Consider the following 13,273-nt stretch of genomic DNA (forward strand, 5'->3'; position numbering starts at 1 on the left):
CTATGCGTTTCATGATGTCTTGTTTGATTTCTTCCATGACAAGCATTTCTTCATGAAAAAGGCGCTGAGCCTTTTCGTCACCGGTAATGCTTGCCAGTGTAGAAAGGCCAGCTTCTATATTTTTCACTGTGGCAAGACACTGTTTTACGTTAGAACTTACTGTCATAGTCTTTACTCCTTATCCTTTCGGTTTGAAAATAATCGCTGCGATGGTTCCAAATATAATGGCTGCAGATATACCCGCACTGGTTACTTCGAACATGCCAGTTACCACTCCAACAATTCCGTGCTCTGCTGCTTCTTCCATAGCGCCGTGTACCAATGCGTTACCGAAGCTTGTGATTGGAATGGTAGCACCTGCACCTGCAAAGTCGATGAGAGGTTCATATAAACCAAATCCGTCTAATATGGCCCCTAATACAACTAATGTGCTCAATGTATGGGCAGGAGTGAGTTTGAGTACATCAAACATAATTTGTCCAATAACACATATAATCCCGCCAATGACGAAGGCCCAAAAAAAGATCATTCTTTCCCACCTCCATATTCAATGGAAACGGCATGGGCGATACATGGTATCGTTTCGTCTTGCTGAAAAGTTAATGGGGATAGCAAGGCACCAGTAGCCACAACAAGCATTCGTTTAATTTCCCCTTTTTTCATGCGATTTAATAAGTGACCATATACAACGACGGCTGAACATCCTGAACCACTCGCGCCAGCTAATACAGGTTGACCTTCACGATAGATCATTAGACCACAATCTTGAAACTGTTCCTCTGTGATTTCGGTATTATGTTTTTTAAACAAATCTAGTGCGCATTCTCTGCCAATGTGGCCAAGATCACCTGTCACAATTAGGTCGTAGTAGGATGAGTCGATATTCCGTTCCTTTAAATGGGTTTCGATCGTATCAACAGCTGCCGGGGCCATAGCACCACCCATATTGAATGGATCTGTCAATCCCATGTCGATGACCTTTCCAATCGTGGCCGAGGTAACGACGGGGCCTTCTCCTTTATTCTTAACCACCGATACACCTGCGCCAGTAACAGTCCACTGGGAGGTGGGAGGCTTTTGAGAACCGTATTCTGTTGGGTAACGAAATTGTTTTTCAACCGCAGCATTGTGGCTTGATGAACCAGTCAATACACAGTCCGCTCCACCATGATTGATAAGAAACGCGGCTAAAGCAAGTCCTTCCATGGATGTTGAACAAGCACCGAATAAACCTAAGTACGCAGCACCGATCGTTTTTGCTGAAAAACTCGTAGGCGTAATTTGGTTGATTAAATCACCGCCAAGGAAAAACTGGACATCCTCTTTTTTAATATTAGCTTTTTCAGTAGCTCTTAAAGCGGCTTGTTCCAACATCACTTTATGAGCTTTTTCAAACGTGTCTTCTTTTATCCAAATATCCTGATGCAGAACATCAAAATCTTCTGCCAATCTTCCTTTAGCTTCAAAAGGCCCGCCAACTGTACCAGTAGAGACGATCACGGGTTTATTATCGAAAATCCATGTACGCATTATAGTCCACCCCACTCTATGAGAATGGTTTTGATGAGGGCGATGACAAACGCTGCAAATACACCGGACATGATGACAGAACCGGCAAGTTTAAACATGTTTCCGCCTACTCCAAGAATAAATCCCTCGGTACGGTGTTCCATAGCTGCTGATATAACGGCATTCCCGAAACCTGTTACAGGTACGGCTGAACCAGCCCCTCCATATTGAGCAATCCTGTCGTAGACTCCAAACCCAGTTAAGAGCATAGTAATGAAGATCATCACGGCTACTGTAGGGTTGCCTGCTGTTTGTTCAGTGAAGTTGAAATTATAAATGAAAAAGTTTTGGATGAACTGTCCAATCAAACAAATCAATCCCCCGATTAAAAAAGCCTTTATACAATTTGTAAGGACGGGTCTTTTCACTTCACGTTCACTTTGAAACTGTTGGTATTCTTGTTGAACAGGGGAAAGATTCTTTTTTTTGTTATTGGACATGAAGAACACCTACTTTTATGTTTTTTCTTTAGAAAGTTTAATAATGCGATTAATTTCCGTCGTTAGTTTTTTCTTATTTATCTTCCCATTAGCTAATTGCTGTTTCAGCTTCTCTACTTCCAAATGGATTTTTTTATCCAAAGAAAGAGTAACATTGTGACCTGAAAATTGTTTTTCAGCCTGTCCTGTTAATTTCTTTTCAATTTTTTTCATTTGAAAACGTTCATTATGTGGGACTTGGGCTGCAATCAAAAGCTTTTTGTCGTCATTAATAGCCTGAAGATCCTGCAAATGGTTTTTCTTTTGCAAAACTTCCTCAGCTTGTTTAGACACATTTTGATCGTTTAATTCACCATTTGAAAGTTGTTGTATAGGTTGAGAAGAATCCGTTTTCTTCGTTTCATTATCCGATTGGCAGCCAGCTGCTAACATGAATAATGTAATCATTAGGATTAATAATTTTTTCATATGAATTCACCACCTCAGATAAAACGATTGATGAAGGAACAGGCTAGCAATGATAGCTAACCTGTTTCATTCATCATTTATTGTTGTTTGTATTGAGGTTCTTCCTGTTCAATTTCGGTGACACGAGATTCTAAATTATTGATAATAGTCTGTGTGTCTTGTGCTGACTGTTCATATAGTTGTTTAGCTTGCTGATTTTCTGTTCCGAGTGCAAAAGTTTCAAAACTTGCTTGCGCACTTTTTAGACCTGCTACGGTTGTTTTTACATCACTTATAACTGTCATTTTGTTCGCTCCTTTTTTATCTTTTTAACAAAGTTATTTTACACATATTATTACTTGTTATGATTTACTATTTATTCCATTCTATTTGTGAAATCTGAGAACATCCTGGCAATGTTTTGTTAATGAAAAGAAAAAGGAGTGGTAGTTGTACATGAATTCATTTCACTTATTCATACTACTGTCAGATGTGATTTGCATTGAAATTCATTGTCTGCCTGTTCTTTTATTATTTATACTTCCCAAAGAAGATATGACTGATTATTTTTCACTAATGCAGGTTGGGGAAGGCGTTGCACAGATCAGTATACTGATTTTACTATTCCCTATCTTGGATAAAAAAATTAACGCAAGAATTAAGTGAGGCGATTTTAAATTATCTTTATTCTGGTGGCTCAGTAGATACTTTGGTGCTTATGATTCCCTTATATCCACAATAGATGGAGAATTCAAAAGTGATTTAACCACCTATTTTAATTCGAGCCAAATCAGTGATGGAAAAATGATCGTTTAAATCTATTCCTCAGACAATGTTAGGCACTACTAGTTGAGCTACAATAATATCCCTTCGCTATTAAGCGGGCTGAGAATAAAGAAAGAATTATCACTCTTTTCGTCTTGATAATTTCATTTGCTGATATCCATTAACTTATTGTTTCGGTATTACTTAGAGAAAAAACAACACAGGGTAAAAAAGGAGGGGGGGTATGTCTGGTAGATACGGAGTAGGTTTTGGTGTGATTGTTGTTCTGTTGATTCTATTGATCATTGTTAATGTTATTTTGAATATAGTTCTATTTCTGAGGTTCTTTGTTTAATAAAAGTTCATCGTCTACTTTGTGTACATAAAGATTTCTTCTGAATTTAAAAAAGCCAAGAACTAGGTATCTCGGCTATACTAAACTGTTTCAATAAATAAACAGTAGCGAAACAAACTTTAAGATCCCTTTTAAATGGCCGTTATTATGGTTAGTAAAATCTATATGCGTTCCTTACATTTATTAACAAGAGAGAAGATTTGTATCATGCGTAAGCTAACTTTGAAATGATTTAAAAAGGAGTAGAATTAAATGGAATTATCGCCTTCTTTATACCATTGGCTAATACGACCTAAATGGATCACCCAAAAGCATATACATCAGAATGTGAAAGAACATTTTGACTTTGAAAATAAAAAAATTTTAGATTTCGGTGCAGGTACTGGAGCTAATTGTCCATTATGTTTACCCAGTAATTATTATGGAATAGATCCCGATGTAAGTAGAATTAATTATGCAAAACGAATTTACCCTGATTATACATTTGATGTATTTAAAAACAGTAAAATTCCATTAAAGGACTCTTCGGTTGATGTAATTTTAATTGTTGCGGTATTGCACCATATTCACCCTAAAGAAATTAAAACCTATATAAAAGAATTTCAGAGAATCCTAAAACCAAATGGAGGTAAGATTATTGTTATGGAGCCCTGTTTTACTAATGAAAAATCCATTAGTAATTGGTTTATGGACAAGAATGATAATGGAGATTATATAAAGAACGAGAAAGCGTACTTAAATTACTTTCAACAGCACGGATTTAGGGCTAAAGTCTTAAAAAAATATAGAAAATGCTTCTTTTATCATGAATTATTCTTCTGTGCTTCCATATAATTTTTCCATCATTCCTTAATTTTAAAAAGGTCTAAATAATCATGTTTAAAACAGAGTTTATATGGAGGTTAATCAATCAATGAAAACGAAAACAATCATCTTAATATTGTCTGTTGCTTTGTCAACTAGTGTTTTATCTGCATGTAACGTAGATAACAATGAGATGAATGAACAACCTTAGGATGTTAATTATGATCCCACCCGCTATAACAATGGGGATAGAGGGCCGGAAGCCAATTTTGATGCATTATAAATAAGTGTTACGTGTCAAAGTGAATCTTTGCTCGTTTTATCGTAAATCTAGGTTGTCAATCTGTATCAACAGGTTGATTGACATTTACAAATGGGATAGATAGTATGAATATGACGAAAATTTAATAGTGAAATCATTTCACTAGGGGTACCTTTCAGGAGATGGATAAGCGCTAGGACGTTAGCATGCTATGCTTATTCCTTTACTGACTAAAGGTTGAGATTAAAGTAGAGACTTTAAGACCCTTAGAACCTGATCTGGATCATGCCAGCGTAGGGAAGTGGAGTTGTAGCATAAGTATATACCTATCAATTATTCAATATGCCAATACAACCACTTTTCTTACATGGTAAGAAAAGTGGTTTTTTCTATGATTAAATTTAGGCTGTCAAAGCAGATATTTCCTTCTAGGAAGAAGAAATTCCTGTCGCAGTCCCGTGCAAATCATTTTAAGCTTAGGTAATGTCAAGGCGTTACGTACTTGATATGGTTTCTGGCAAAGTGCTTTTTAAAATAGAAAGGAGTGTATTTATATGGAACCACAGGAAATCATAAATCGGACCATAGAGTTTATAAATAATCGCGATGATTCCGAGACATCATTTAATGAGCAAGCTTTGCATTTATTTGCCTATCAATTCAGAGTTAATCAACCGTATCAACAGTTTTGTAGGCAGCAGGGAAAAACGGTGCGAACAGTAAAGTCGTGGCGTGACATACCAGCTATACCAATTAACGCCTTCAAAGAACTAACACTGAGTTGTGAAGACCCAAGCCAAGTGGAAAGAATTTTTATGACTAGCGGGACGACACAAGGAGTTAAAGGAAATCACTACCATCCAACACTACAAGTGTATGACCGATCGATGATCCGTAACTTTAAAGAAAGATTTATGAACCGGACGTCGAGTATCCGAATGGGAGTCCTTTTCCCAACCGAAGAAGAAATGCCAAATTCTTCACTGGCTCATTATCTCGCATTGGCGGTACAAGAATTCGGAGCAGAAGGTAGCCGTTATTTTATAGGTCAAGAAGGAGTCCAAGTGGGACCCTTAATCGAAGCATTAGAAAAAAGTGAAAACACCGGCCAACCGTATGCCTTAATGGGGGCCACCTATAGTTTCATTCATTTATTCGATGAGTTAGAACGCTGCGGCAGAAGGTTTTCCCTACCCAAAGGAAGTAAGTTGTTAGATACAGGTGGTTTCAAAAACCAGGCACGAGTGATGACCCTGGATGGTTTTTATGACCTGATGCACCATTATCTTGGTGTTCCTCATTCTGCATGTATCAATATGTATGGAATGACAGAGCTGAGTTCTCAGTTTTATGACACTGGTAATGAAAACGTTCCTTCTGTCAAATCAGGGCCGCACTGGACTAGAACAAAAGTAATGAATCCTTTAACCGGAGAAGAGGTTCCGCAAGGAGAAAGGGGAATTCTAGCCCATTGCGATCTGGCTAACTTCAATTCGGTGTCGACCATTCTAACGGAAGATGTAGGTGTGGAAACGGAAGATGGTTTCCTTTTGCTGGGAAGAGCAGAAGGCGCTGCAGCCAAAGGATGTTCCATAAACGTAGAGGAATTTATAAAGGCGACAAAGGGGCTTTCAGAATGAAGGAGGTAACGGGGTATCTTCCATCGATGTATCGAGAGGAAGTGGAGTATAACATATTAACCTTTAAGGGTAACAACCAGACACTAGATATCTATGTCCCCCTTCTGTCCAATGAGCAATTTACTCATATGGCGGAGCACGTGAAACAAGCAAGTGTAAAGGTTTTAAAAAAAAGAACTGTTACTCAGATTGTGGAGAAAATTGACGATGTTATTGGAAAACTTCTAGACAGAAATAATCCATATCGGAAAAAAGCAGAGGCTTTTCTCCCGATTATTACAGGATATGACAAAGAAATGATTCGCTTGGGATTAACATCCTATTTGAAAAATTTTCGGAAACAGGAGCTTCAACGCTTTTTGGTAGAGGACTTTGGGAATCCCTTGCTTTTAGATGATTTTCAACCGCGTCCCAAAAAAAGTTATTCGAAGGCAGTTGGTCCTAACTTGACTACTCATATATGGGCGGGAAATGTACCGGCACTTCCACTTTGGAGTCTGATTTCCGGGTTACTAGTAAAGTCAGGTAATATAGGGAAAGTGTCCAGTTCAGAACCATTGTTTGCAACTCTTTTCGCACAAGTATTGGCAGAGGTCGATCCAGAACTCGCTGACTGCCTGGCTATTGTCTGGTGGAAGGGTGGAGATCAAGAACGGGAAGAAAATATCTTTCAACAATCGGATGTGGTGGTGGGATATGGGGGAAATGAGTCACTGGATGCGCTTAAAACACGTGTTCCACTGACCACTCGGTTACTACCATTTGGCCATAAAATAAGCTTTGGAATTGTTTCTGAAGCGGGGCTAGACGGTCGTAAAACATGGAAAATTGCACATGATGCGGCCTATGATGTCATCCGTTATGATCAACAAGGTTGTTACTCCCCTCATGTCTTTTACGTCCAGCGCGGAGGAAGGGTTTCACCAAAAGACTTTGCATATTTTCTTGCACATGAGCTAGAAAATTTCAGACGTCGATATCCTCGTCGAACGCTAGAGATAGAAGAGGTTTCGATGCTTGCAAGCTGGAGGCAAAAGGAGGAGTTTCAATCCTTTTCCGATAAAGAAAAAGAAGTCATAGCTGAACCTTCAGGTTCTTGGACTGTCGTTTACGAGGAAAACAACCTGCAGCTGACGCCAAGTAGTCTAAACCGTTCAGTTAAAGTCCAAGCCTTTGATTACTTCGAAGAGTTGATCCCATATTTGGCACCCCACCGATCCCTTCTCCAAACTGTTGGGGTAGCGGTAACCCCAAAAGAATTATTCAATCTCGGAAGTTTGCTGGGAAACATAGGAGTCAACCGATTGACAGCAATTGGAGCCATGACTTCACCTGAAGCGGGCTGGCATCATGACGGGCGGTTCAATCTAGCAGACTTAGTCGAGATGGTAGATATTGAGCAGACAGCAGAAGAAGGTGCAGAACATTTTGCCCCATATATGGACTAGGAGGTTCGTGGCATGAGCTATTTAACGGTGGACCATGTGTCATACAGCTATGAAGGAATAGAGAATGTTGTCCAAGACGTAGAGTGGAAGATACCTAAAGGAGAATTTCATTGTTTAGTCGGTAAAAGTGGTTGCGGAAAATCCACATTGTTAAAAATGGTAGCTGGACTTTTAAAGCCTAACAGAGGAGAGGTTTATCTAGCTGATCAAAAAGTAGTAGAGCCCTCCGCAGAGACTGGTTATGTCTTTCAATCCCCTACTCTATTAGAATGGAAGTCCGTCCTTGAAAATGTGTTGCTTCCTATTTCGTTAAAGAAAAAAACGTCAAAGCAAGATTACGATGATGCACTTTCCTTATTAAATATCATAGGTTTGAAAAGGTATGCAGACACTTATCCTTCCAACCTATCTGGCGGCCAGCAAAGTCGAGTGGCCATCGCTCGCGCGCTCATCCGAAAGCCGACCATGCTGTTTTTGGACGAGCCGTTTGCTGCTTTAGATGCGATTACAAGGGAGGGCCTTCAAGAAGACCTATTAAAAATTTGTAAGACGTATCAAACAACGGTTTTATTTATCACCCATGATATCGCAGAGGCTATTTATTTATCAGATCGAGTCGCCGTGATGGAGAAGGGGAAGATTATATACAATTTGAAGGTTGACTTGAAGAAACCTCGGACAGTGGAAATGAGGTACAAACCCTATTTCAATGAGATGGGATTGAAGCTAAGAAAAGCTTTAAAAGGAGGACTCTGATGAAGTATGTTCGAATTTATTCCTTTCTCTTGTTTGGATTCCTCCTTGTAACCTGGGAGTTTATTGCGGGTTTTATGTCTGAGTTAGTGCTGCCTGCTCCGTCTGTGGTAGTTTTTACTTTGTGGGACGGACTACGAACAGGCTACCTGCTGCCGCATATATGGCGTACCACAACGGAAGTACTACTAGGTCTGGCATATGGGGGCGGCCTGGGATTTATCTTAGGATTATTAATGGGAGAAAACGAGTTTTTAAGGCGTTTATTCTACCCTTATGTGATTGCTAGTCAAGCCGTACCGAAGTTGGCTCTAGCCCCGCTTTTTGTTTTGTGGTTTGACTTTGGCATAACATCCAAAGTCGTGATTACAGCACTGATATGTTTTTTTCCGTTATTAGAAAATACGGCCACTGCGATTCAATATATCGATCCGAAAAAAATGGAATTGTTCAAGGTCCTTCAGGCTACCCGATTGCAAACATTGATCCGATTAAAGATACCTACAGGATTGCCGAGTATCCTGGCAGGAGTGCGTGTAGCAGTTGTCCTGGCAGTTGTTGGAGCGGTGGTTGGAGAGTTCATCGGAGCAAGTGAGGGTTTAGGGGCTATGATTATAGCTTCTCAAGGGATGATGGATACCCCGCTTATGTTTGCCATATTAATCGTACTTACGTTGATGGGAATGATTTTGTATCAAACGGTGCACCTCATCGAGAAATTATTATTAAAACATTATAAGGAGGATGGATTATGAAAACACTGATCTTGCATAGTTTAGTGTTCACACTGATAGTTGGATGGTTAGGAGGATGCGGGTCGGATCAAGACCAACAAACTGAATCTGATGAGGAAAAAGGAGAGCTACAAGAAGAATTAAAAGTAGCTAGTTGGAGTCAGCATATTACGGAACAGACAAACTTGCTAGTTGATGAGGAGAAGAGTTTCTTTCGTGAACAGGGGATTGATCTTACGGTTATCCCTGGTCAAGGCGGAGGAGATGCCATTAAAAATATTTTAACAGGAAAAGCAGATGTCGCGTTTACGGATCCGGGCTCTCTTTTCTTTGCCTTAGATAAGGGAGAAGATCTGAGAGTAATATACAACATTTATCCTCAAAATGTCTTTAACGTCGTTGCATTAAAGGAAAGCGGCATTACAAAACCTGCAGATTTAAAAGGGAAAAAAATTGGGGTGTATAGCCTCTCCAGTGGGACTCGCCAAAATCTTCTAATACTTCTCAATCAAGTAGGGTTAACAGAAGACGACGTGGATATTGTCGAAACCGGTCTATTAAACTTTGCTCCGCTGATGCAAGGAAAAGTGGATGCGACAGCTGCGACTGACACTGGTTTGTTTATTGGTAAACAAAAAAGTCTAGGTGAAGTAAATGTCATGGAAGTAAAAGACCATTTAAATTTCCCTAGTGATTTGTTTGTAGTAACAGAGGACGTGTTTCAGCAGAAAAAGGGTCAATTGCAAAAGTTTTTGACTGGGTATCGTAATAGTGCAGCATGGATGATGAAAAGCCCAGAGGAAGCTGCAAAGTTAGCTCAAGAATACACAACCGATGGCAAGGATATCGAGAATAACATGGAAATAATCAAGTTACGGAACAAATCAAGCGTTTCGTCCTTAACAGAGAAAAAAGGGCTTGGGACGATTGACACAGAGAAATTACAACGAGCTGCAGACACGTATAAACAGCTTGATCTTATTGACAAAAGTTTGAATATGGAAGAAGTCGTAAATACCGAACTACTTCCCGCAAAATAAATGGAGGATACTTATGAAGAAGTTTAATAATCAAGTGGTATTGGTCACGGGGGCAAGCCGGGGAATTGGAGCAGCAATGGCCCGGGAATTTGCCAGTGAAGGTGCGACAGTTATTGTGAATTACTTACAAAGTCATGAGGCAGCGGAAGAAGTCGTTGCATCTTGCATCGAACGGGGTGGCGACGCCTTGGCGATCCAAGCGGATGTAACCTCTGGATCGGCAGTAGAACAAATGATCAAGGGTATTAGATTAGAGATGGGTAAACTGGACATAGTCGTCAATAATGCTTTTAAGCCATACAGATTTAACCCCGATGAACGGAAAATGTCTTGGGACTTGAAGTGGGGGGACTATCAAGAACAAATAGAGGGTGCCCTCCGTTCCACCTACCATGTCTGTCACGCTGTGGTTCCTGAAATGAAGAAGCATGCCAAAGGAAGCATCATTAATATCTCATCGAACCTAGTTTCCAACCCGATTATACCTTATCATGATTATACGACAGCAAAGTCTGCAATCATCGGATACAGCCGAAACCTTGCGGCTGAATTAGGTGCTTTTGGCATCCGGGTGAATTGTGTAGCGCCTGGCTTAGTATACCCAACGGAGGCAAGTTCAGAAACAAAAGAAGAAGTGAAAGAAACGATTATCTCACAAACGCCGCTGCGTCGTATCGCTTCACCGGAAGATATTACAGGACCAGTCATGTTTCTAGCCTCTGATTGGAGTCAATTTATGACTGGGCAGACGTTATATGTAGATGGTGGTCTCGTAATGAACTAGGGAGATATCGGTGGAGAATCGTAAACTAGCTATATGAAGGTAGGATTGTGTTTGAGCGTTTCTTCTATGAAGGATTGCAGTGAAGGTATCAGATGAAACTAACATAAGTTGTTTTCTTGAAGAAGTTGATAGCCAATCAGATTAAACAGAGTAGAAAAAATTTGTTAGTTTAATTTAAAGACTTAAGTGATTTTGAATCATTATTCCTAAATTTGGATGTTGATAAAAATATAATTAGTGTTATTATAGCCTCTTACACTACGTATGCAGAATAAATAAATATAGAGACATTAGAGACAATTGATTGAAATATAAAGGGTATAGGTAGTGTTATTAGTCTTTCATCATTAAATTGATGGAAGGCTTTTTTTGTACAACAGAATGTTCAAAAGCAACCACTACTTTTATCCATGGCTGAATTGAAATTTAGCCTGAGTGGGATTTGGGAGAAACATATAATATATTTAAGAATTTCGTTATGGGGCAGAAAGGGGGCAGAATTTCATCAATTTTAAAGGTTTTTATTCCCTTAAGATTCGATTACAGGACGGAACTAGCTGTTCAACGAAATGGTTGAACAGCTAGTTCCGTTAATTATTATGTGCTATTGAGAGGAGCTTTAAACATAAAAAAGCCGAAGCTTCAGCTCCGGTAACGTGAGATGAATGATAACCATTAAGAGCTATCCAGTGTAAAGGGGAATCTTATAGCTCTGCGACTATTATATGGGAATTTTTCAGGAAGTATTCAGCTATTTAGAGGGTTTAATTTGGACGTAAAAGATTGAAGGAATGGAAATAGCTGAGGGGGGATGTTGATAATGGAAAACTTAACTTAGAAATGGATCTACCAGAAGGTGATTCCTCGTTCTGTGTCGTATATTTTAATGGAAAGGAAAAAATAACCACTTTACCTAGGGAGTGATTACGCATCAAAGGAAGGTGAAGAGGGTTAAGTTTGATGAGGGAGGAAGAGCTTTAAGTGAATGAAAAAAGTATTGAAGGTTCCGCCTTAACAATGGGTTTTTTAATGCCTGGGAGTTGTTATTATTAAATTTAGAATATAGTTCTCTTTAATTGTGTACCCTTTTCAAAAATAGTTGGGTTTTTGTTGACTTATGCCTGGTATTATTGGTTATTCAATAGAATTAGGAAGAATTCTAAAGGGAATTGATAAAGTGGATAGTGAGCTGGTCAAGGATGGGGATTGGCTTTTATTTAACATTCTTTTTCTATGATTTTATGATACCTTCTAAATTATTCTATTTATTAAATGAATGGGGTGAATTTGTAATTTTACTTCTATCCATTTTACTGATATATAGCTTTTAAAAAGGGTTTTTATGTGTAGTTTCGATATTAATAAGTAGTACACAGAAAGGGAAATACTTTCTTTAAAAACCCAACGCTAATATTGCTATAACAACTCCAAAAGATTGGAGGATTAAGCAGACACAGATCGAGAGCATTACGCTCTTGGTTTGTGTCTTTTTTTAAAAGAAAAAGAGAGGAACTTAATCCATCTCTTTTTCTTTTTATCTTTTCAAATAGGTTATCAATAGTTGTTTTTCTATTTTCTGTTTCCTCAGTAAGAACCTTATAATTACTCAGTCTAGATTTTTTTATGAAATGCCCTAAACAGAGGGCATTTTTAAAAAGTCAACAGCTTTTTTTCTTAGACTTGACCATTTCCTGTATTCTCCATTTTCGACGGAACAGAAATGCTTGATAACGCTTGCCCTGCTTCATTTGCATATATGTTGTTTGTTGCAAAATCACCAAGTGCAACCATACCCACCAGCTTCTCATTTTCTACAACCGGTAAACGTCTAATTTGCTTTTCCCCCATCATAGTCGCAGCTTCATGCACATCCATATCCGGTCGTCCTGAAACGAGCGAAGATGTCATGCATTCTGAGCATTGAGTGTGACCATCCATACCATGTGCAGTTGAACGCAGAGTAATATCTCGATCCGTGAGAATACCCATCAATTGTCCATTTTGAACAACAACCGGCAATGCCCCCAAATTATGTTGTTCCATCATAGCAGCAGCTTCTTGAAGTGACTGATTTGGTGCGACAGAAATAATATTTTTGGACATCATTTGACCTAAGTTTTGATATTGAGTCATTTTTATTCCTCCTTCTATCCTTATTATGACCAGTGACCAAAAGAATAATCGCTGACTTTTGTTTGGCAGTGGTAATCCTAGACTCTGCTTTTGGACCTC

15 protein-coding genes and 1 riboswitch are annotated in these 13,273 nt (G+C 39.0%); of the genes, 8 read left to right on the forward strand and 7 right to left on the reverse strand.

What is annotated here, in order from left to right:
* From ACFQIC_RS00245 to ACFQIC_RS00270, 6 genes are all read right to left on the reverse strand, one after another.
* A partial coding sequence (locus ACFQIC_RS00245) for a DUF1657 domain-containing protein (protein WP_390216926.1) occupies nt 1–166 on the reverse strand: 166 nt, incomplete at its 3' end.
* Nucleotides 167–178: 12 nt separating this feature from the next.
* Nucleotides 179–529: a stage V sporulation protein AE gene (gene spoVAE / locus ACFQIC_RS00250; RefSeq protein WP_204706132.1), complete on the reverse strand. Its 351-nt coding sequence runs from the start codon at nt 527–529 to the stop codon at nt 179–181.
* Nucleotides 526–1,530, reverse strand: a complete 1,005-nt coding sequence (gene spoVAD, locus ACFQIC_RS00255; RefSeq protein WP_204706134.1) for a stage V sporulation protein AD — start codon at nt 1,528–1,530, stop codon at nt 526–528. The genes spoVAE and spoVAD overlap by 4 nt, the downstream gene beginning before the upstream one ends.
* A complete protein-coding gene (spoVAC, locus tag ACFQIC_RS00260) occupies nt 1,530–2,009 on the reverse strand; it encodes a stage V sporulation protein AC (protein ID WP_204706136.1) in 480 nt (159 codons plus the stop codon). Before spoVAC ends, spoVAD begins: the two co-directional genes overlap by 1 nt.
* A 15-nt stretch (nt 2,010–2,024) precedes the next feature.
* Nucleotides 2,025–2,477, reverse strand: coding sequence for a hypothetical protein (locus ACFQIC_RS00265; protein ID WP_204706138.1), 453 nt, complete (start codon nt 2,475–2,477; stop codon nt 2,025–2,027).
* Between the two features lie 77 nt (nt 2,478–2,554).
* Entirely contained in the window at nt 2,555–2,761 is a 207-nt protein-coding gene (locus ACFQIC_RS00270; protein ID WP_204706140.1) for a DUF1657 domain-containing protein, read from the reverse strand.
* A gap of 704 nt (nt 2,762–3,465) precedes the next feature.
* Between ACFQIC_RS00270 and ACFQIC_RS00275 the strand changes: the two genes are divergently transcribed.
* The 8 genes from ACFQIC_RS00275 to ACFQIC_RS00310 all read left to right on the forward strand — a co-directional run bounded on the left by ACFQIC_RS00275 (nt 3,466) and on the right by ACFQIC_RS00310 (nt 11,041).
* A complete protein-coding gene (locus tag ACFQIC_RS00275; protein WP_204706141.1) occupies nt 3,466–3,576 on the forward strand; it encodes a YjcZ family sporulation protein in 111 nt (36 codons plus the stop codon).
* A gap of 327 nt (nt 3,577–3,903) precedes the next feature.
* On the forward strand, nt 3,904–4,410 hold the full coding sequence (locus tag ACFQIC_RS00280) for a class I SAM-dependent methyltransferase (protein ID WP_390216887.1): 507 nt from the start codon (nt 3,904–3,906) through the stop codon (nt 4,408–4,410).
* A 386-nt stretch (nt 4,411–4,796) separates the two neighbouring features.
* A riboswitch (TPP riboswitch) is annotated at nt 4,797–4,959 on the forward strand.
* 237 nt (nt 4,960–5,196) lie between these two features.
* On the forward strand, nt 5,197–6,282 hold the full coding sequence (locus ACFQIC_RS00285; RefSeq protein ID WP_204706143.1) for a LuxE/PaaK family acyltransferase: 1,086 nt from the start codon (nt 5,197–5,199) through the stop codon (nt 6,280–6,282).
* The gene (locus tag ACFQIC_RS00290; RefSeq protein WP_204706144.1) at nt 6,279–7,730 is read left to right on the forward strand and encodes an acyl-CoA reductase; all 1,452 of its coding nucleotides are present in this window, start codon (nt 6,279–6,281) and stop codon (nt 7,728–7,730) included. The genes ACFQIC_RS00285 and ACFQIC_RS00290 overlap by 4 nt, the downstream gene beginning before the upstream one ends.
* A gap of 12 nt (nt 7,731–7,742) precedes the next feature.
* Nucleotides 7,743–8,486 carry an ABC transporter ATP-binding protein gene (locus ACFQIC_RS00295; RefSeq protein WP_204706145.1) on the forward strand — a complete coding sequence of 248 codons (744 nt, stop codon included), beginning with the start codon at nt 7,743–7,745 and terminating at the stop codon, nt 8,484–8,486.
* The gene (locus tag ACFQIC_RS00300; RefSeq protein ID WP_204706146.1) at nt 8,486–9,238 is read left to right on the forward strand and encodes an ABC transporter permease; all 753 of its coding nucleotides are present in this window, start codon (nt 8,486–8,488) and stop codon (nt 9,236–9,238) included. The genes ACFQIC_RS00295 and ACFQIC_RS00300 overlap by 1 nt, the downstream gene beginning before the upstream one ends.
* Entirely contained in the window at nt 9,235–10,257 is a 1,023-nt protein-coding gene (locus tag ACFQIC_RS00305) for an ABC transporter substrate-binding protein (protein WP_204706147.1), read from the forward strand. The genes ACFQIC_RS00300 and ACFQIC_RS00305 overlap by 4 nt, the downstream gene beginning before the upstream one ends.
* Before the next feature lie 13 nt (nt 10,258–10,270).
* Nucleotides 10,271–11,041, forward strand: a complete 771-nt coding sequence (locus ACFQIC_RS00310) for a 3-oxoacyl-ACP reductase (protein WP_204706149.1) — start codon at nt 10,271–10,273, stop codon at nt 11,039–11,041.
* Between the two features lie 1,674 nt (nt 11,042–12,715).
* On the opposite strand, the gene ACFQIC_RS00315 is transcribed toward ACFQIC_RS00310, so the two are convergent.
* Nucleotides 12,716–13,174 carry a CBS domain-containing protein gene (locus tag ACFQIC_RS00315; RefSeq protein WP_204706151.1) on the reverse strand — a complete coding sequence of 153 codons (459 nt, stop codon included), beginning with the start codon at nt 13,172–13,174 and terminating at the stop codon, nt 12,716–12,718.
* Between the last annotated feature and the right edge of the window lie 99 nt (nt 13,175–13,273).

The organism is Halobacillus seohaensis (assembly GCF_042663045.1).
GTDB lineage: Bacteria > Bacillota > Bacilli > Bacillales > Halobacillaceae > Halobacillus_A > Halobacillus_A seohaensis.

Excerpts from the sequence above, each read along its gene's own strand:
- spoVAE (WP_204706132.1), bottom strand. The coding sequence starts at position 529 with ATGATCTTTTTTTGGGCCTTCGTCATTGGCGGGATTATATGTGTTATT.
- spoVAD (WP_204706134.1), bottom strand. The coding sequence starts at position 1,530 with ATGCGTACATGGATTTTCGATAATAAACCCGTGATCGTCTCTACTGGT.
- spoVAC (WP_204706136.1), bottom strand. The coding sequence starts at position 2,009 with ATGTCCAATAACAAAAAAAAGAATCTTTCCCCTGTTCAACAAGAATAC.
- ACFQIC_RS00265 (WP_204706138.1), bottom strand. The coding sequence starts at position 2,477 with ATGAAAAAATTATTAATCCTAATGATTACATTATTCATGTTAGCAGCT.
- ACFQIC_RS00270 (WP_204706140.1), bottom strand. The coding sequence starts at position 2,761 with ATGACAGTTATAAGTGATGTAAAAACAACCGTAGCAGGTCTAAAAAGT.
- ACFQIC_RS00275 (WP_204706141.1), top strand. The coding sequence starts at position 3,466 with ATGTCTGGTAGATACGGAGTAGGTTTTGGTGTGATTGTTGTTCTGTTG.
- ACFQIC_RS00285 (WP_204706143.1), top strand. The coding sequence starts at position 5,197 with ATGGAACCACAGGAAATCATAAATCGGACCATAGAGTTTATAAATAAT.
- ACFQIC_RS00290 (WP_204706144.1), top strand. The coding sequence starts at position 6,279 with ATGAAGGAGGTAACGGGGTATCTTCCATCGATGTATCGAGAGGAAGTG.
- ACFQIC_RS00295 (WP_204706145.1), top strand. The coding sequence starts at position 7,743 with ATGAGCTATTTAACGGTGGACCATGTGTCATACAGCTATGAAGGAATA.
- ACFQIC_RS00300 (WP_204706146.1), top strand. The coding sequence starts at position 8,486 with ATGAAGTATGTTCGAATTTATTCCTTTCTCTTGTTTGGATTCCTCCTT.
- ACFQIC_RS00305 (WP_204706147.1), top strand. The coding sequence starts at position 9,235 with ATGAAAACACTGATCTTGCATAGTTTAGTGTTCACACTGATAGTTGGA.
- ACFQIC_RS00310 (WP_204706149.1), top strand. The coding sequence starts at position 10,271 with ATGAAGAAGTTTAATAATCAAGTGGTATTGGTCACGGGGGCAAGCCGG.
- ACFQIC_RS00315 (WP_204706151.1), bottom strand. The coding sequence starts at position 13,174 with ATGACTCAATATCAAAACTTAGGTCAAATGATGTCCAAAAATATTATT.